The sequence below is a fragment of the Curtobacterium sp. 'Ferrero' genome (assembly GCF_002412165.1).
GTDB lineage: Bacteria > Actinomycetota > Actinomycetes > Actinomycetales > Microbacteriaceae > Curtobacterium.
Window position 1 is genome coordinate 1 of the sequence record NZ_NXIA01000021.1, and the last position, 18306, is coordinate 18306.

The following is an 18306-nucleotide window of genomic DNA, read 5'->3' on the forward strand; positions in this document are numbered from 1 at the left end:
CCACCCACCCGCCCACCGTCGTGCCCCCGCCTACCCGTGAGTAGGGTCGGACCCATGACCGAAGACCGTCCCGTCCGCCAACCGTCCGCCGTCGACCGCGTCGCCGAGGACTGGGTGACCACCCTCGTCGACCTCGACCCGACCGTCGCCACGTACATCGGCGTGCCCGGGCGCACGGGGGAGTACGGCGACACCTCACCGGCCGGGGCGTCGGCGATGGCGGAGGCGGCCGCGGCGGCGAAGCGGGCCCTCGACGCGGCCGAGGCCACCGACGACGTCGACCGCGTCACCAAGGCCGACCTCGGCGCCGAGCTCGACCTCGTCGTCGAGTCGTACGAGCGGAAGCTGCACCTCCGCGACCTCAACGTCATCGCGAGCCCGGCCCAGTCCGTCCGCGAGGTCCTCGACCTCATGCCCACCGCGACCGAGTCCGACTGGCAGGACGTCGCGAGCCGGCTCCGGGCGCTGCCCGACGCGCTCGAGGGCATCCGCGAGACCCTCCTCGAGGGCACCCGCGAGCAGGTCACGCCCGCGAAGCGCCAGGTCGCACTCGTCGCCGAGCAGGCCGCCCGCAACGGCGCCGACGGCGGCCTCTTCCACCAGCTCGCAGCGGGCGCCACGCTCGACGGCGACGCACCGGTGCCGGACGCCCTCCGCGCCGAGCTGCAGCGCGGAGCGGAGGTCGCGGCTGCCGCGTACCGGTCGTTCGGGCAGTTCCTCGAGCACGAGCTGCTCCCGCTCGCCACGCCTGTCGACGCCGTCGGCCGCGAGGACTACGAGCTGCACTCCCGGCACTTCCTCGGCGCCGTGGTCGACCTCGACGAGACGTACGCGTGGGGGATCGAGGAGCTGGCCAGGATGCGCGAGGAGCAAGAGCGCATCGCCGACCGCATCGAGTCGGGCGCGAGCGTCGCCCGCGCCATCGAGGTCCTCGACCAGGACCCGGCCAGGATCCTGCACGGCACCGACGCGCTGCAGCGCTGGATGCAGGAGACGAGCGACGAGTCGATCCGCGAGATGGACGGCCGGTACTTCGACATCCCGGACCCGATCAAGCGTCTCGAGTGCCGGATCGCGCCGACGCAGGAGGGCGGGATCTACTACACCGGCCCGTCCGACGACTTCTCGCGCGCCGGCCGGATGTGGTGGTCGGTGCCGGAGGGCGTGACCGAGTTCGGGACCTGGCGCGAGAAGACGACCGTCTACCACGAGGGCGTCCCCGGCCACCACCTCCAGATCAGCCAGGGCGTCTACAACCGCGGCGAGCTCAACACCTGGCGTCGCCAGCTCGCCGGGTCGTCCGGGCACGTCGAGGGCTGGGCGCTCTACGCCGAGCGCCTCATGGAGCAGCTCGGCTTCCTCGACGACGACGGCGACCGCCTCGGCATGCTCGACGGGCAGCGCATGCGAGCCGCCCGCGTGGTGCTCGACATCGGCGTGCACCTGCAGAAGACGAACCCGGACGGCGGCGCCTGGACGTGGGAGTACGCGCTCGACTTCATGGGACGGAACGTCAACATGGCGCCGGAGTTCGTCCGGTTCGAGGTCGCGCGCTACTTCGGCTGGCCGGGTCAGGCACCGTCCTACAAGGTCGGGCAGCGCGTGTGGGAGTCCATCCGCGACGAGGTCGCGGCGCGCGAGGGCGCCGCCTTCGACCTCAAGTCGTTCCACCACCGCGCGCTCGCGCTCGGCAGCATCGGACTCGACACCCTGCGGAGCGCCCTGCTCGGCTGACGCCGACGACGGCCTGGAGGCGCGGGGCGGGCCCGCACCGCGCCTCCCGTCCGTCCGTGGTCGCGCAGCGACACGCCCGGTTGTGACGCCTCGTCCGCTGCGGTTAGACTTGTGCGGCGCAATCCGCGTCACACAACCACACCGCTGCTCGGCTCGCCCTCGTCTGAGGTGCGGACCAGAGGGTCGCTCCCTCGCCGCGCAGCCCGACTCATGTCCGTTCGGAGCAATCTCTACATGACAACCACCACGACCAAGGCTCCCAAGCAGGTCGCCATCAACGACATCGGCTCGGCTGATGACTTCCTGGCCGAGGTCGAGAAGACCCTGAAGTTCTTCAACGACGGAGACCTCATCTCCGGCACCGTCGTGAAGATCGACCGCGACGAGGTCCTCCTCGACGTCGGTTACAAGACCGAGGGTGTCATCCCCTCGCGCGAGCTCTCGATCAAGCACGACGTCGACCCCAACGAGGTCGTCGAGGTCGGTGACGAGGTCGAGGCCCTCGTCCTCCAGAAGGAGGACAAGGAAGGCCGCCTGATCCTGTCGAAGAAGCGGGCGCAGTACGAGCGCGCCTGGGGCGACGTCGAGAAGATCAAGGAGTCCGACGGCGTCGTGACCGGCACGGTCATCGAGGTCGTCAAGGGCGGCCTGATCGTCGACATCGGCCTCCGCGGCTTCCTCCCGGCCTCGCTCATCGAGCTGCGCCGCGTCCGCGACCTCACGCCGTACCTCGGTCAGGAGCTCGAGGCGAAGATCCTCGAGCTCGACAAGAACCGCAACAACGTGGTCCTCTCGCGCCGCGCCCTGCTCGAGCAGACGCAGTCCGAGTCGCGCACCACGTTCCTCAACAACCTCCACAAGGGCCAGGTCCGCAAGGGCGTCGTCTCCTCGATCGTCAACTTCGGTGCGTTCGTGGACCTCGGCGGCGTCGACGGTCTCGTCCACGTCTCGGAGCTCAGCTGGAAGCACATCGAGCACGCCAGCGAGGTCGTCGAGGTCGGCCAGGAGGTCACCGTCGAGATCCTCGAGGTCGACCTGGACCGCGAGCGCGTCTCGCTGTCGCTCAAGGCGACGCAGGAGGACCCGTGGCAGGTCTTCGCCCGCACCCACGCGATCGGTCAGATCGCACCGGGCAAGGTCACGAAGCTCGTGCCGTTCGGTGCCTTCGTCCGCGTCGCCGACGGCATCGAGGGCCTCGTGCACATCTCGGAGCTGTCGAACAAGCACGTCGAGCTCGCCGAGCAGGTCGTGTCCGTCGGTGACGAGGTCTTCGTCAAGATCATCGACATCGACCTCGACCGTCGCCGCATCTCGCTCAGCCTCAAGCAGGCGAACGACGGCGTGGACCCGGAGGGCACCGAGTTCGACCCGGCGCTCTACGGCATGCCGACCGAGTACGACGAGCAGGGCAACTACAAGTACCCCGAGGGCTTCGACCCGGAGACCAACGAGTGGCGCGAGGGCTACGAGACCCAGCGCACCGAGTGGGAGGGGCAGTACGCCGCCGCCCAGTCGCGTTGGGAGGCCCACAAGGCGCAGGTCGCGAAGACCATCGCCGAGGAGGCGCAGGGTGGCTTCGACCTCCCGGCCAGCGCTTCGTCGTCCTCCTCGTTCTCGGGCGAGTCGAACGGTGCGGGCACCCTCGCCGACGACGCCTCGCTCGCAGCGCTCCGCGAGAAGCTCAGCTCGAACAACTGATCGAGCTGGTCGACAGCACCGGAAGCCCGGCACTCCCTCAGCGGGGGTGCCGGGCTTCCGGCCGTTCCGCAGGCGCTTCCGGTCGTCCTCGGGGCTGACCGACGTTAGCCTGGTTGCCGTGCGCATCATCGGTCTCACGGGTGGCATCGCCGCCGGCAAGTCGACGGTCTCCGCCCGCTGGGCCGAACACGGGGCGGTCGTCGTCGACGCCGACCGGCTGGCCCGCCAGGCGGTGGAGCCCGGGAGCCCCGGCCTCGCACGGGTCGCCGAGCGGTTCGGGCCGTCCGTGATCGCACCCGACGGATCGCTCGACCGCCCCGCGCTCGGCGCGGTCGTGTTCGCCGACCCCGAAGCCCGCAAGGACCTCGAACGCATCACCCACCCGGAGGTCTGGCGGCTGGCGCAGCAGGCGTTCGACGCGGCGGAGGCCGCCGACCCCGACGCCGTCGTCGTCTACGACGTCCCGCTGCTCGCCGAGGCCGCCGGGTCGCGTCCGATCCGGTTCGACGCCGTCGTGGTGGTCGACGCCCCGGCCGACCAGCGCGTGGAGCGTCTCGTCGAGCACCGGGGCATGGACCGCGCCGAGGCCGAACGTCGGGTCGCAGCGCAGGTCTCCGACGCCGAGCGCCTCGCACTGGCCGACCACGTCGTCGACGCCACCGGCACCGTCGCCGACACGGTCCGGTCGGCCGACGAGGTCTGGGCACGTCTCACCCGGTCCGCACGGTGAAGCACCGGGTCCTCCTGCTCGCCGCGTTCGTCCTGCTGGTCGCGATCGTCGCCGGGGCGTTCGTCGGGGCGAACGTCCTCGCCGGACAGCGCACGGCCGACCAGGGTCGGACGGCTGCCCAGGAGCGCGCCCGCGGCGACGAACACGGTCCGGACGGTGAGTTCCACCGCTTCCGGCTCGGCTCGGTCGCGGGGGAGCGCCTCGAGCCGAACCGCGACGACTTCGCGGCGCGCACGGCCGCGTCCGGCCCGCTCCTGCTCTTCCTGCCCGCGACCCGGGCGAAGCCGGCCGACTACCAGCGCTTCCTCGCGGCGGCGCTGCAGGACGGCTACCACGTGCTCGGGCTCGACTACTGGAACCTCGGCCGCACCCTGTCCGGCACCTGCGAGGCAGACCCGCACTGCTACGGCCAGGTGCAGCGCAACCGCTTCGACGGGACGCAGCCGTCCGCGGACAGCGACGTCACCCCGGCCGGGTCGATCGTGTCCCGGTTCCGCGATGCCATCGCCTACCTGGACGACCACGACCCGAACGGCGGCTGGGGACGGTTCGTCGAGCCACGACGGGACATCGCGTGGTCGGACATCGTCGTGGCCGGACACTCCCAGGGCGGGGGCGAGGCGGCGTACATCGCGCACATCCGCTCGGTACGCGGGGCGCTCATGTTCTCGTCGCCGGTCGAGTCGCTCGGTGCCGCCCACGCCGCGTGGATGGACCACCCCGGACGGACGCCCGTCGACCGCATGTACGCCATCGACGACGTCGCGGACGTGTTCGGGCCGCGCATCCGTGGTTCGTGGAAGGTGCTCGGGCTCGACGGGACGACGGGGCCGTTCCGGACGGCGACCGCACCGCCGCCGACGGGCACGGACCCGCACGCGATCCTCACCGACCTGGACTTCGGCGACCCGGGGCAGGCGCACTCGCGGATCGTGAAGGACTCGACGCCGCTGGACCGGGACGGGGCCCCGGAGATGCTGCCGCTCTGGCAGTGGATGCTGCACCGGTTCCCGACCACCGCGGAACCGGTGTCCGGCGTGCCGACCGCGGGCGCCACGACGGCGAGCGCGCCCACGGGCGACACCACGGCCGACGGCACCGCGACTCAGGGCACCGCGACTCAGGGCACAGCGACGCAGGGCACAGCGACGCAGGGCGCAGCGACGCAGGGCACCACGGCCACGTCTTCCGCACCTTCCCCGGGCGGGTCATAGCCGACCGCAATACGCTCGGGTCGTGCAGCAACCAGCAGAACTCCCGGGACTGCGCGCCGTGATCGCCGATCGTGGTGCGCACGGGTCCCGGCGTGCCTACCTCGAGGACGCCCGGTCCGAGCGCGTCCTCACCTACGGGACCCTCGACCGCGCGGTCTCGGCGTGGACCGCCGTGTTCGACACCATCGGCGTGCCCGCGTCCGGCGCCGTGCTCGTGGACCTGGGCGACCCGCTGTCGTTCGCCGTCGTGCACCTCGCCGCGGTCGCCTCCGGCCGTCGCGCCGTCCCGGTCGACACCGGTCAGCCGACGACCGAACCGGGACGGCTCGGAGCGCTGCTCGGCGGTGCCTCGCTCGTCGTCTCCGACCGCGACGAGGACGCCACCGTCCCCGGCGCGCCGTCCGCTCGGATCGACCCCGGGACGTTCCTGCCGACCGGGGTGCGCGACGGCGACGTCCCGTCGGACGTGCCCGAGACGCCCGGCGAGGGCTCCGTCGTCCTGTTCACCTCGGGCTCGACGGGCACGCCGAAGGGGGTCGAGCTGCCCGAATCGCAGCTGCTCTTCGTGGCGCGCGCGGTGGCGGACCACAACGGCCTGACAGCGGACGACCGCGGGTTCAACTCGTTGCCGCTCTTCCACGTGAACGCCGAGGTCGTGGGTCTGCTCGCCACCCTCGTCGCCGGGGCGACCCTGGTGCTCGACCGACGGTTCCGGCGGACGGGCTTCTGGGAGCTGCTCGCCGACCGGCGCGTGACCTGGCTCAACGCGGTCCCGGCGATCCTCGCGGTGCTCGCGAAGACCGGGCCGCTGGCGTTCCCGGACGGCCTGCGGTTCGTGCGGAGCGCATCGGCACCGCTGCCGGACCCGGTGCGGGCGGCGCTCGGCGACGTGCCGCTCGTGGTCAGCTGGGGCATGACCGAGGGCGCGTCCCAGATCACCGCGACACCGCTCGACGCCCCGGCACGACCCGGGAGCGTCGGTGTCCCGGTGGGGTGCGAGGTCCAGGCCCGCGACGACGACGGCCGTGTGCTCGGCCCCGACCACGTCGGCGCCCTGTGGGTGCGCGGCCCCGGGATCGTCGACCACTACCTCGGCGGTCGAGCAGCAGAACGGTTCGACGCCGACGGCTGGCTGAGCACCGGCGACGTGGGCTCGGTCGCCGCCGACGGGTGGGTGTCCCTCGCCGGTCGGTCCGACGACGTCATCAACCGGGGCGGCGAGAAGGTCTACCCGTCCGAGGTCGAGGACGTCCTGCTGGGTGACGCCCGCGTGCTCGAGGCGGTGGTCGTCGGCCGTCCGCACGACGTCCTCGGTGCCGTCCCCGTGGCGTACGTCATCGCCCAGCCCGAGGCCGACGTCGACCCGGTCGCGCTCGTCGCCGACCTCACCGCACGCGCCGAGTCGGGGCTGACCCGCTTCCGCCGCCCGGTCGAGATCACCGTGGTGCCGGACCTGCCGCGCGCGCCGACGGGGAAGATCCGGCGAGCCGAGGTCCGCTCGATGGCCAGCACGGTCGGTGAGGTCGAGACGTGACCGGCGCCACCACCGCCGCGGCTCCCACCGCGGTCGCCGGTTCGCCCACCCGCACGGCGGAGGGCAAGCCGCGGCACCTGTACGAGGTGGACGTCCTCCGCATCCTCACGTTCGCGTGCGTCATCGGCGTCCACACGACGAGCCACACGGTGGCCGACGACGACGTCCCGCTGAACGCCCTGCTGGGGCTGCTGCACTTCACGCGGCTCGTCTTCTTCTCGCTGACCGCGTTCGTCCTCGTCTACAGCTACGACCTCCGGCCCCGGCCGATGGCGCAGTTCTGGCCGAAGCGCTTCCTGCTCGTCGGCGTACCGTACCTGGCCTGGTCGTTCGTCTACGTGGCCGCGTCGTGGCTGCTCAGCTCGACCCGTCGCGGTGACGTGCCCGACCTGGTCCGCACGTACGCCGAGGGCATCGTCACCGGCGTCGCCTGGTACCACCTGTACTTCCTGCTCGTGACGATGCAGGTCTACCTGCTGCTGCCGGTGATCGTCTGGCTCGTCCGGCGCACGCGCGGGCACCACGTCGCTGTGCTGGCGGTCGCGATGCTCGTCCAGCTCGTCGTCTTCGCCGGGTACAAGTACTTCCCGGAGAGCGCGGCGTGGCTGAACGGCTACCAGAAGCAGTTCTTCTTCTCGTACGTGTTCTTCATCGTCTCGGGAGCGGTCGCCGCCGACCACGCCGACGCCTTCCTGCGCTTCATCCGGGTGCACCGGACCGGCGTGCTGTGGGGCTTCGCGGCGGTCGGCGTCGGGACGCTCGGCGTGTGGACCGTGCAGGTGCTCGCCGGACAGTCCCTCTACGCCGCCGGCACCCCGCTGCAGCCCGTCCAGGCCGTGTGGAGCACCGCCGTGTTCGTCGGGTTCCTCGCGATCGGGGCGCGGTGGGCGGACCGCCGCCGACCGGGGAGCCTCCTCGCGCGCGTCGTCGACTACGGCTCCGACCGTTCGTTCGGCATCTTCCTGAGCCACCCGTTCGTCATCTGGCTGCTCCTGTACGGCGACAGCTGGCTCGAGGGGCACGTCGCGAAGCCCTGGCTGACGCTCGTCACCTACGTCCTCGTCGTGGTCCTGTCGGTGCTCGTCACCGAGGCGTTCCGGTGGACGCCGCTGAGCGTGCCCCTCACGGGGCGCCCGTCGCTGGCGAAGCGGCGACGCGTGCGCTGACCACCGGGACGACGGACGGGAGGCTCCCCACCGGCTGGTGTCGTGCCTCCCGTCCGTCCCGTGGTCGCGTCCGCGACCGCGCGGACCGACCGGTCAGACGCCGGTGCGCTCCGCCGCGGGGGTGCCGACCTCGAGGCGACCGTCGGTCGAGGTGAGCCGCTGCGGCTTCATGATCCACGCGACCACCGCGGCGGCGCCGAGGAGCACGCACGACAGGGCGAACGGCAGCTGCCAGCCGGAGGCGTCGATGAGTACGCCGAACACGATCGGTGAGACGACGCCGGCGATGCCGAACCCGGTGTTCATGAACCCGGAGGCGGTCCCGGACCACTGCGGCGCCACGTCCATCGGGATCGCCCAGAGGTTCGCGTTGCAGAGCTCGAGGAAGAAGAACGACAGCGCGAGCGAGACCGTGGCGACGGCGAGGCCCTGTCCGAACACGAGCGGCAGGAGGCAGAGGAGCGACCCGCCGAGGCCGACCACGAGGACGAGGCGTCGTGCGTGCCGGGTGTCGCCGCCGCGGTGGATGATGCGGTCGCTCAGCATGCCGCCGACGGTGTCGCCCACGACCCCGGCGAGGAGGACGCCGGAGGTGAACCAGGCGAACGAGCTGATCTCGAGGTCGTACGTGCTGCTGAGGAAGGTCGGGATCCAGGTGAGGAACACCCAGAGCGTCCAGCCGTAGCCGAAGTCGACGAAGGTGACGGGCAGGATCTGCTTCGCCATCTGCCGCCACGGCACCGGTGGCCGGGTGGCGCGGGTCTCGACCGGGGGGAGCTCGGCGAGCTCGGCGCGGGTGATGCCCTTCGCCGACTCCGGACGGTCGCGGAAGAACGCGAACCAGACGATCCCCCAGACGATCGACAGCGCGGCGGTCGCGAAGAACGCCAGCCGCCAGCCGCTCAGGGCGATGAAGTAGGCCACGAGGAGCGGGGCGAGCGCGTTGCCGAGCCGCGCTGCCGAGTGAACGACGCCCTGCGCGAAGCCGTTGCGGTCACGGGGGATCCACCGGCTCATCGCCTGCGTGGCCGACGGGAAGGCGGCGGCCTCGGACAGCCCGAGGAGCAGTCGCGCGGCGAACAGGGTCCAGAACCCGACGGCCAGCCCCGTCCAGAGCGTCGCGACGCCCCACACGACGGTGATGACGAAGAGGGCCTTCCGCGGGCCGAACTTCTCGCTGATCGTGCCGCCGAACACCTGCAGCAGCGCGTACGGCAACGAGAACGCGGAGACGATGAGCCCCGCCGTCGCCTCGTTGAAGCCGAACTCCTCCGTGATGTGGGGGAGCGCCGTCGAGATGTTGGTGCGGTCGATGTACGAGATCGCGTACATGAAGCAGAGGAGCAGGAGCACCTTGCCGCGGATGCGTCCACGGAACGGGGTGCCCTTCGAGGGTGCGGCCGGGGTCGCCGTCGTCATGGTGCCTCTTCGGGGGAGTGGGGGGTGGGGAGTGGTCGGGAGCTGAACGGATCGGAGGCTACGGCGCGTCACTATCAGCTGGCTTCGAGCGCGCTTGCGGCGAACAGTACGCCGCCGGGGCCCCGGTGGCGCGGGGCCACGGGTTGCTGCGTCGTCCGTGGTCGCGGCAGTCGCGGCCGCTGCGCCGTCCGTGGTGGCGATGGTCGCGGCCGTTGCGTCGTCGGTGGTGGCGATGGTCGCGGCCGTTGCGTCGTCCGTGGTGGCGATGGTCGCGGCCGTTGCGTCGTCCGTGGTCGCGATGGTCGCGGCCGCTGCGTTGTCAGTGGTCGCGACTACCGTTGGGGGCATGGCAGTCGACATCGAGCCCACGCGGGCGGTGCGCCCGTTCGAGGTGATCAGCGAGTACTCCCCGAGCGGTGACCAGCCTGCGGCGATCGCGGAGCTGGCCGGACGCATCAACGCCGGCGAGACCGACGTGGTGCTGCTCGGCGCGACGGGTACCGGCAAGTCGGCGACGACGGCGTGGCTCATCGAGCAGGTGCAGCGGCCGACGCTCGTGCTCGCCCACAACAAGACCCTCGCCGCGCAGCTGGCGAACGAGTTCCGCGGGCTCCTGCCGAACAACGCGGTCGAGTACTTCGTCTCCTACTACGACTACTACCAGCCCGAGGCGTACGTCCCGCAGACGGACACCTTCATCGAGAAGGACTCGTCCGTCAACGCCGAGGTCGAGCGCCTCCGGCACTCCACGACGAACTCGCTGCTCAGCCGCCGCGACGTCGTGGTCGTCTCGACGGTCTCGTGCATCTACGGCCTCGGCACGCCGGAGCAGTACATGAACGCCTCGGTGGCGCTGCACGTCGGCCAGACGATCTCGCGCGACCAGCTCGTGCGCCGGTTCGTGGCGATGCAGTACCAGCGCAACGACGTCGACTTCGCCCGCGGCACGTTCCGGGTCCGCGGCGACACCATCGAGATCATCCCGATGTACGAAGAGCACGCGATCCGCATCGAGATGTTCGGCGACGAGGTCGAGGCGCTGTCCTCACTCCACCCGCTCACCGGCTCGGTGATCGAGGACCTGCCCGCCGTGTCGATCTTCCCGGCGTCGCACTACGTCGCCGACACCGACGTCATGCACCGCGCGATCGCCGACATCAAGGTCGAGCTCGCCGAGCGCCTGGCCGAGCTCGAGGGGCAGGGCAAGCTGCTCGAGGCCCAGCGGCTCCGGATGCGGACGACGTTCGACATCGAGATGATGGAGCAGATCGGCTTCTGCTCCGGCATCGAGAACTACTCCCGGCACATGGACGGCCGCCAGGCGGGCGAGGCGCCGCACTGCCTGCTCGACTACTTCCCCGACGACTTCCTCATCGTCATCGACGAGTCGCACGTCACGGTCCCGCAGATCGGTGCGATGTACGAGGGCGACGCCTCCCGCAAGCGCACCCTGGTCGAGCACGGCTTCCGGCTCCCGAGCGCCCTCGACAACCGCCCGCTGACGTGGGAGGAGTTCCTCGAGCGGGCGGGGCAGAAGGTCTACCTGTCCGCCACGCCGGGGCGCTACGAGCTCGGTGTCACGGACAGCGTGGTCGAGCAGATCATCCGCCCGACCGGCCTGGTCGACCCCGAGATCGTGGTGAAGCCGAGCGACGGCCAGATCGACGACCTACTCGAGGAGATCAAGCAGCGCGTCGAGAAGGACGAGCGCGTCCTCGTGACCACGCTGACCAAGCGCATGGCCGAGGAGCTCACGGACTTCCTCGGCAACGCCGGGGTCCGCGTGCGGTACCTCCACTCCGACGTCGACACGCTGAAGCGCGTGGAGCTCCTGACCGAGCTGCGGCAGGGCGTCTACGACGTGCTCGTCGGCATCAACCTCCTGCGTGAGGGGCTCGACCTGCCGGAGGTCTCGCTCGTGGCGATCCTCGACGCCGACAAGGAGGGCTTCCTCCGCTCCTCGACGTCGCTGATCCAGACGATCGGTCGCGCCGCCCGCAACGTCTCGGGTCAGGTCCTCATGTACGCCGACACCATGACGGACTCGATGCGGAACGCCATCGAGGAGACCGACCGTCGTCGCGAGAAGCAGGTCGCCTACAACCTGGAGCACGGCATCGACCCGCAGCCGCTGCGCAAGAAGATCGCCGACATCACCGAGGTGCTCGCCCGCGAGAACGACGACACCAAGGCCCTGCTCGAGGGTCGTGCGGGCGCGGACGGTCGGCGTGCGCCGACGCCGAACCTGCGGCGCGAGGGCATCGCGGGCGAGGGTGCGACCCAGCTCGAGGCGACGATCGCGGACCTCAACGACCAGATGCTGCAGGCCGCTGCGGAGCTGAAGTTCGAGTTGGCCGCGCGTCTCCGCGACGAGGTGCAGGACCTGAAGAAGGCCCTGCGGCAGATGGAGTCCGCCGGGCACGTGCGCTGACGCCAGGGGTCGTGTCCGGTCACGCCCGGGACCGCGTTCGCTCTCGACGCACTCGGGTGACGGCCCCGGACCGGCGAATGTCAGACCCGCTTCGTAGAATCGTCGGCGATGACCATCACCTCTGACCGCGGTACCGCGCCCCCTGGCCGGAACGCCTTCGGCGAGCCTGCCGACCTCCACATCCCGGGCGGCACGGCGCCGCACAGCTCCCCGACCCCGAGTGGCACGACGCCGAGCAGCACCACGCTCAGCGTCCGGGGCGCGCGCGTGCACAACCTCCGCGACGTCGACCTCGAGATCCCGCGGGACTCGCTCGTCGTCTTCACGGGGCTCTCCGGGTCCGGCAAGTCGTCCCTCGCGTTCGACACGATCTTCGCCGAGGGCCAGCGCCGCTACGTCGAGTCCCTGTCCGCGTACGCGCGGCAGTTCCTCGGCCAGGTGGACCGGCCGGACGTCGACTTCATCGAGGGGCTCTCGCCCGCGGTGTCGATCGACCAGAAGTCGACCAACCGCAACCCGCGGTCGACGGTCGGCACCATCACCGAGGTGTACGACTACATGCGGCTCCTCTGGGCGCGCATCGGCATCCCGCACTGCCCCGTGTGCGGCGAGGTGATCAGCAAGCAGACCGTGCAGCAGATCGCCGACCAGCTGATGGAGTTCGAGTCGGGCACGCGGTTCCAGGTCCTCGCCCCCGTCGTCTCGAAGAAGAAGGGCGAGTTCGTCGACCTCTTCCAGGAGCTCGCGGCCTCCGGCTACGCTCGGGCGATCGTCGACGGCGAGCGGGTCCAGCTGAGCGATCCGCCCAAGCTGAAGAAGCAGGTCAAGCACGACATCTCGGTCATCGTCGACCGGCTCGTCGCCAACGACGACATCCTCGGGCGGCTCACCGACTCGCTCGAGACGGCGCTCCGCCTGACGGGCGGCACGGTGGCGATCGACCTGGTCGACCACGAGGGGCCGGGGGCGGTCCGCACCTACTCCGAGAACCTCTCGTGCCCGAACAACCACCCGCTGGCGCTCACCGAGATCGAACCGCGGACGTTCTCGTTCAACGCGCCGTTCGGGGCCTGCCCGGAGTGCTCGGGCCTCGGCACGCGCATGTCGGTCGACCCCGACCTGGTGCTCGGCGATCCGGAGGCGTCGCTCGCCGACGGCGTCCTGCTCCCGTGGACCGGCACGAGCGGGCTGTACTCCTACTTCGAGAAGCTGCTCGCCGGGCTCGGGAAGGACCTCGGGTTCTCGCTGGACACCCCGTGGAACCAGCTCGACCCGAAGGTCCAGGCGGCGATCCTCACCGGCAAGGACTTCCAGGTGTCGGTCTCGTGGCGCAACCGGTTCGGCCGCGAGATGCGGTACACGAGCGGCTTCGAGGGCGTGATGCCCTACATCGAGCGCAAGTTCGCCGAGGCCGAGTCCGACTCGCAGCGTCAGCGGTTCCAGGGCTACCTGCGTGAGGTCCCCTGCCCGGTCTGCGACGGCACCCGGCTCAAGCCGGAGGTGCTCGCGGTCACGGTCGACGGCCGGAGCATCGCCGACGTCACGGAGATGTCGCTGGACGACGCCTACGGGTGCATGGAGGACCTGACCCTCACCGAGCGCGAGGCCCACATCGCTGCCGCGGTCCTGCGCGAGATCCGGGCGCGCCTGGAGTTCCTGCTCGAGGTCGGGCTGAACTACCTGACGCTCGCGCGTGGCGCGGGCGGGCTCTCCGGCGGCGAGGCGCAGCGCATCCGGCTCGCAACCCAGATCGGCTCCGGCCTCACCGGCGTGCTCTACGTCCTCGACGAGCCGAGCATCGGGCTGCACCAGCGCGACAACCGGCGGCTGATCGACACGCTCGTCAAGCTCAAGAACCTCGGCAACACGCTCATCGTCGTCGAGCACGACGAGGACACGATCCGCACCGCCGACTGGGTCGTCGACATCGGCCCCGGCGCCGGCGTCAACGGCGGGCACGTGGTGCACTCCGGCTCGTACGACGGCATCATCGCGAACCGGGAGTCGATCACCGGTGACTACCTCGCCGGTCGTCGCGCGATCGAGGTCCCGGCCGAGCGGCGGAAGGCGAACCCGAAGCGCGTCATCAGCGTGCAGGGCGCACGGGCGAACAACCTCAAGGAGATCGACGTCGACTTCCCGCTCGGCGTGTTCACGGCCGTGACGGGGGTGAGCGGTTCGGGCAAGTCCACGCTCGTCAACGACATCCTCTACAAGGTGCTCGCGAACCAGCTCAACGGGGCGCGGCACATCGCCGGCAAGCACACCCGCGTCAAGGGCCTCGACCAGCTCGACAAGGTCGTGCACGTCGACCAGGCTCCGATCGGCCGCACCCCGCGGTCGAACCCTGCGACCTACACGGGCGTGTTCGACCGGATCCGGCAGCTGTTCGCCGAGACGCCCGAGGCGAAGGCCCGCGGCTACCAGCCCGGTCGCTTCAGCTTCAACGTGAAGGGCGGGCGCTGCGAGAACTGCTCGGGCGACGGCACGATCAAGATCGAGATGAACTTCCTGCCCGACGTCTACGTCGCGTGCGAGGTCTGCGGCGGGGCGCGGTACAACCGCGAGACACTGCAGGTCCACTACAAGGGCAAGGACATCTCCGAGGTCCTCGACATGCCGATCAGCGAGGCGGCCGATTTCTTCGAGCCGATCTCGGCGATCCACCGGTACATGAAGACCCTCGTCGACGTCGGGCTCGGCTACGTCCGGCTCGGGCAGAGCGCCACCACGCTCTCCGGCGGCGAGGCGCAGCGCGTCAAGCTCGCGACCGAGCTGCAGCGCCGGTCCACCGGCCGCACCGTGTACGTGCTCGACGAGCCCACCACGGGTCTGCACTTCGAGGACGTCCGGAAGCTGCTCCTCGTGCTGCAGGGCCTGGTCGACAAGGGCAACACCGTCATCACGATCGAGCACAACCTCGACGTCATCAAGTCCGCTGACTGGCTCATCGACATGGGGCCGGAGGGCGGTGCCGGCGGCGGGACGGTCCTCGCAACGGGTACGCCCGAGCACGTGGCCGACGTGCCCGAGAGCCACACGGGAGTGTTCCTCCGCGAGATCTTCGACGCACAGGACGCCCGGGTCGGCAAGGAGCAGGCCGTCGGCGCGCGCACGGCGGGCGGCTCCGCGCGCTCCGGTGCGAAGGCCAGCGCGGGTGCGAAGAACGGAGCCGGGTCGAAGCAGAAGGCGGGTGCGCAGTAGGTGGCGGACACCGTTCCGTGGCGTCCGAAGGCCGGGGAGATCCCGACCGATCCCGGCGTCTACCGCTGGCGTGACGAGAACGGCCGGGTGCTCTACGTCGGCAAGGCGAAGAACCTCCGCGCCCGGCTGAGCAACTACTTCGCGCCCCTCCCGACGCTGCACGAACGGACCCGGCGCATGGTCCTCACGGCACGCAGTGTCGAGTGGACGACGGTCGGGTCGGAGATCGAGGCGCTGCAGCTCGAGTACACCTGGATCAAGGAGTTCGACCCGCCGTTCAACGTCAAGTTCCGCGACGACAAGTCCTACCCGTACATGGCGATCACGATGGCGGACGAGGCGCCGCGGGTGATGGTCACACGGAACCGGAAGATCAAGGGCGCGAAGTACTTCGGCCCGTACCCGAAGATCTGGGCGGTGCACGACACCATCGACCTGATGATCAAGGTGTTCCCGATCCGCACCTGCTCGGACTCGTCGTACAAGCGGGCGATGCAGACGGGCAAGCCGTGCTTCCCCGGGCAGATCGGCAAGTGCGGCGGGCCGTGCTCGCAGCGCGTGACGATCGAGGAGCACCGGGCGCTCGTCGAGGAGTTCGTGCGCTTCATGTCGAGCTACGACCGACGGGTGATCACGCAGCTCCGGCAGCGCATGGCGGCCTCGGCCGACGCGATGCAGTACGAGCAGGCCGCTCGCTTCCGGGACCAGGTCGAGGCGCTCGAAGCGGTGCTCGAGAAGAGCGCCGTGGTGCTGCGCGACAGCGTCGACCTCGACCTGTTCGGCATCGCCGAGGACGAGCTCGCCGCCGCCGTGCAGCTCTTCTCCGTCCGCGGTGGCCGCATCCGCGGTGTGCGTGGGTGGGTCGTCGACAAGGAGCTCGACATCGCCACGGGCGACCTCGTCGAGCAGATCGTCCAGGGCAACTACGCGAGCGGTGACGAGCCCCCGCGCGAGGTCGTCGTGCCGGAGCTCCCCGAGGACGCGGAGGCGCTGCAGCAGTGGCTGAGCGAGCGTCGCGGCGGGCGGGGCACGAAGCTCAGCACCGCGCAGCGCGGCGACCGGGCCGGCCTCGCGCGCACCGCGAAGCAGAACGCCGCGCAGGCGCTCATGCTCTACAAGACGAAGCGCTCCGCCGACTACACGACGCGGTCGGCCGCGCTCGCGGACATCCAGGAGGCCCTGGGCATGTCCGAGGCGCCGCTGCGCATGGAGTGCTACGACATCTCGCACCTGCAGGGCACGAACGTCGTCGCCTCGATGGTCGTCTTCGAGGACGGCCTGCCGCGCAAGGACCAGTACCGCCGGTACACGATCGCCGAGACGACCGACGACACCGACAGCATGCACCAGGTGCTCACGCGGCGTCTGGCCCGGCTCGACGAGGACGCGGCGGTGCCCGACGTCCCGGACGTCACGTCGGACGAGGTCGTCGAGGGGTCGAAGCCGACCAAGCGCTTCGCCTACCGACCGCAGCTGCTCATCGTGGACGGAGGGCAGCCGCAGGTGCAGGCGGCGAAGCGGGCCATGGACGAGGCGGGCGTGCACGACATCGCGCTCGTGGGCATCGCCAAGCGGCTCGAGGAGCTGTGGCTGCCGGACGACGACTTCCCGGTGATCCTGCCGCGCAACTCCGAGGCGCTCTTCCTGATCCAGCGCATCCGCGACGAGGCGCACCGGTTCGCGATCACCCACCAGCGCACACGACGCAAGCGGGACGTCCGATCGCAGCTGTCCGAGATCCCCGGCCTCGGACCGTCCCGGGTCGCGGCGCTGCTGAAGCACTTCGGGTCGGTCGCCCGCCTCCGCGCCGCCACCGCCGAGGAGATCGGTGTGGTGCCGGGGATCGGACCCGCGACCGCCGCGGCCGTCGTCGCCAAGCTCGCCCAGCAGCCGGCGAGCCCGGCGAGCCCAGCGAGCCCGACCAGCCCAGCGAGTCCGACCAGCGTGGCGGGCCCGACCAGCGCGGCGAGCCCGACCAGCGCGGCGGGCCCGGCCGACCCGGGGAGCCCGGCCGAGGCGATCCGGGTGCCGGACCCGCGGAACGACGGGCCGGAGCTGCCCTGAGCACGCGGCCCGCGCCTCCCGACCGTCCTGGCGATAGCCTGGACCCTGCCGGTACCGCACCGGGCCGCGCCGATCAGGACCGACCCGGCTCCCCACCGCTGGCACCGAACGTCACTCACGACGCACACGACACGCACGACACACGACACGATCCGGCGCGCCCGGGCCGCCACGACGGAGCCTCCTCCCAGATGACAGACAGCGCAGCAGACCCCGGAACCGAGTCGTCCGGCCACACACCCCAGCAGCACGACATCCTCATCGTCACGGGCTTGTCCGGCGCTGGGCGGTCCACGGTGGGCAAGGCCCTCGAGGACCTCGGGTGGTACGTCGTGGACAACCTCCCGACGCAGATGCTCGGTCCGCTCACCGAACTCGCCGAACGCGCCGGGGAGAAGATCCCGAAGATCGCCACCGTGGTCGACGTGCGTGGCGGACGGTTCTTCACCGATCCGGAGCAGGCGGTCGAGCAGGTGCGGTCCACGACGTCGGCGCGGGTCCGGGTGCTCTTCCTCGAGGCCACCGACGCCGTGCTCGTCCGGCGGTTCGAGCAGGTGCGCCGCCCGCACCCGCTCCAGGGCGACGGCACGCTCCTCGACGGCATCGGACGCGAGCGCGAGCGGCTGTCCGGCCTGCGCGAGGCGTCGGACACCGTCATCGACACCTCCGACCTGAACATCCACCAGCTGGCGAACACCGTCACCGAGCAGTTCGCCGACGACCACTTCGTGGGCGTGCAGGTCACCCTGATGAGCTTCGGGTTCAAGTACGGGCTGCCCGCCGACGCCGACATGGTGGCCGACGTGCGGTTCCTCCCGAACCCCTACTGGGTGCCGGAACTCCGGGCCCACACGGGCCTCGAGACCCCGGTCTCCGACTACGTGCTCTCCCAGCCCGGAGCACGGTCGTTCGTCGAGCGCTACGCCGACGTCCTCGAGCCGGTCTTCGAGGGGTACCAGCGCGAGAACAAAAGACACGCTACGATCGCCATCGGCTGTACCGGCGGGAAGCACCGTTCGGTCGCCATCGTCGCCGAGCTGGCGAGTCTCCTCCGCGGGATGCCCAGCGTCGCCGTGCGTGTGAAGAACCGAGATCTCGGCCGGGAGTGACCG

11 protein-coding genes are annotated in these 18306 nt (G+C 70.8%); 10 read left to right on the top strand and 1 reads right to left on the bottom strand.

Annotation, left to right across the window (positions count from 1 at the left end; translation table 11 throughout):
• The first annotated feature begins 54 nt into the window (after positions 1-54).
• From Csp2054_RS15050 to Csp2054_RS15075, 6 genes are all read left to right on the top strand, one after another.
• Complete coding sequence (locus Csp2054_RS15050) at positions 55-1734, top strand: DUF885 domain-containing protein (protein WP_096900276.1); 1680 nt, start codon at positions 55-57, stop codon at positions 1732-1734.
• Between the two features lie 234 nt (positions 1735-1968).
• Positions 1969-3432: a 30S ribosomal protein S1 gene (gene rpsA, locus Csp2054_RS15055; protein ID WP_096900277.1), complete on the top strand. Its 1464-nt coding sequence runs from the start codon at positions 1969-1971 to the stop codon at positions 3430-3432.
• A gap of 118 nt (positions 3433-3550) precedes the next feature.
• Positions 3551-4162: a dephospho-CoA kinase gene (gene coaE / locus Csp2054_RS15060; protein WP_096900278.1), complete on the top strand. Its 612-nt coding sequence runs from the start codon at positions 3551-3553 to the stop codon at positions 4160-4162.
• Positions 4159-5376: a BPSS1187 family protein gene (locus Csp2054_RS15065; RefSeq protein ID WP_096900279.1), complete on the top strand. Its 1218-nt coding sequence runs from the start codon at positions 4159-4161 to the stop codon at positions 5374-5376. Before coaE ends, Csp2054_RS15065 begins: the two co-directional genes overlap by 4 nt.
• Positions 5377-5398: 22 nt before the next feature.
• A complete protein-coding gene (locus tag Csp2054_RS15070; protein ID WP_096900280.1) occupies positions 5399-6910 on the top strand; it encodes a class I adenylate-forming enzyme family protein in 1512 nt (503 codons plus the stop codon).
• Positions 6907-8076 carry an acyltransferase gene (locus tag Csp2054_RS15075; RefSeq protein ID WP_096900281.1) on the top strand — a complete coding sequence of 390 codons (1170 nt, stop codon included), beginning with the start codon at positions 6907-6909 and terminating at the stop codon, positions 8074-8076. The genes Csp2054_RS15070 and Csp2054_RS15075 overlap by 4 nt, the downstream gene beginning before the upstream one ends.
• 93 nt (positions 8077-8169) lie before the next feature.
• Here Csp2054_RS15075 and Csp2054_RS15080 read toward each other — a convergent pair whose 3' ends face one another.
• A complete protein-coding gene (locus Csp2054_RS15080) occupies positions 8170-9495 on the bottom strand; it encodes an MFS transporter (RefSeq protein ID WP_096900282.1) in 1326 nt (441 codons plus the stop codon).
• A gap of 358 nt (positions 9496-9853) precedes the next feature.
• Between Csp2054_RS15080 and uvrB the strand changes: the two genes are divergently transcribed.
• The 4 genes from uvrB (at position 9854) to rapZ (ending at position 18303) form a co-directional block, all read left to right on the top strand.
• Complete coding sequence (gene uvrB, locus Csp2054_RS15090; RefSeq protein ID WP_096900307.1) at positions 9854-11926, top strand: excinuclease ABC subunit UvrB; 2073 nt, start codon at positions 9854-9856, stop codon at positions 11924-11926.
• A gap of 108 nt (positions 11927-12034) precedes the next feature.
• Positions 12035-15130 carry an excinuclease ABC subunit UvrA gene (gene uvrA / locus Csp2054_RS15095; RefSeq protein ID WP_255252771.1) on the top strand — a complete coding sequence of 1032 codons (3096 nt, stop codon included), beginning with the start codon at positions 12035-12037 and terminating at the stop codon, positions 15128-15130.
• On the top strand, positions 15131-17194 hold the full coding sequence (gene uvrC, locus Csp2054_RS15100; protein ID WP_096900284.1) for an excinuclease ABC subunit UvrC: 2064 nt from the start codon (positions 15131-15133) through the stop codon (positions 17192-17194).
• A gap of 191 nt (positions 17195-17385) precedes the next feature.
• On the top strand, positions 17386-18303 hold the full coding sequence (gene rapZ, locus Csp2054_RS15105) for an RNase adapter RapZ (protein ID WP_096900285.1): 918 nt from the start codon (positions 17386-17388) through the stop codon (positions 18301-18303).
• Positions 18304-18306: the final 3 nt, after the last annotated feature.

Excerpts from the sequence above, each read along its gene's own strand:
- rapZ (WP_096900285.1), top strand. The coding sequence starts at position 17,386 with ATGACAGACAGCGCAGCAGACCCCGGAACCGAGTCGTCCGGCCACACA.
- uvrA (WP_255252771.1), top strand. The coding sequence starts at position 12,035 with ATGACCATCACCTCTGACCGCGGTACCGCGCCCCCTGGCCGGAACGCC.
- rpsA (WP_096900277.1), top strand. The coding sequence starts at position 1,969 with ATGACAACCACCACGACCAAGGCTCCCAAGCAGGTCGCCATCAACGAC.
- Csp2054_RS15050 (WP_096900276.1), top strand. The coding sequence starts at position 55 with ATGACCGAAGACCGTCCCGTCCGCCAACCGTCCGCCGTCGACCGCGTC.
- Csp2054_RS15080 (WP_096900282.1), bottom strand. The coding sequence starts at position 9,495 with ATGACGACGGCGACCCCGGCCGCACCCTCGAAGGGCACCCCGTTCCGT.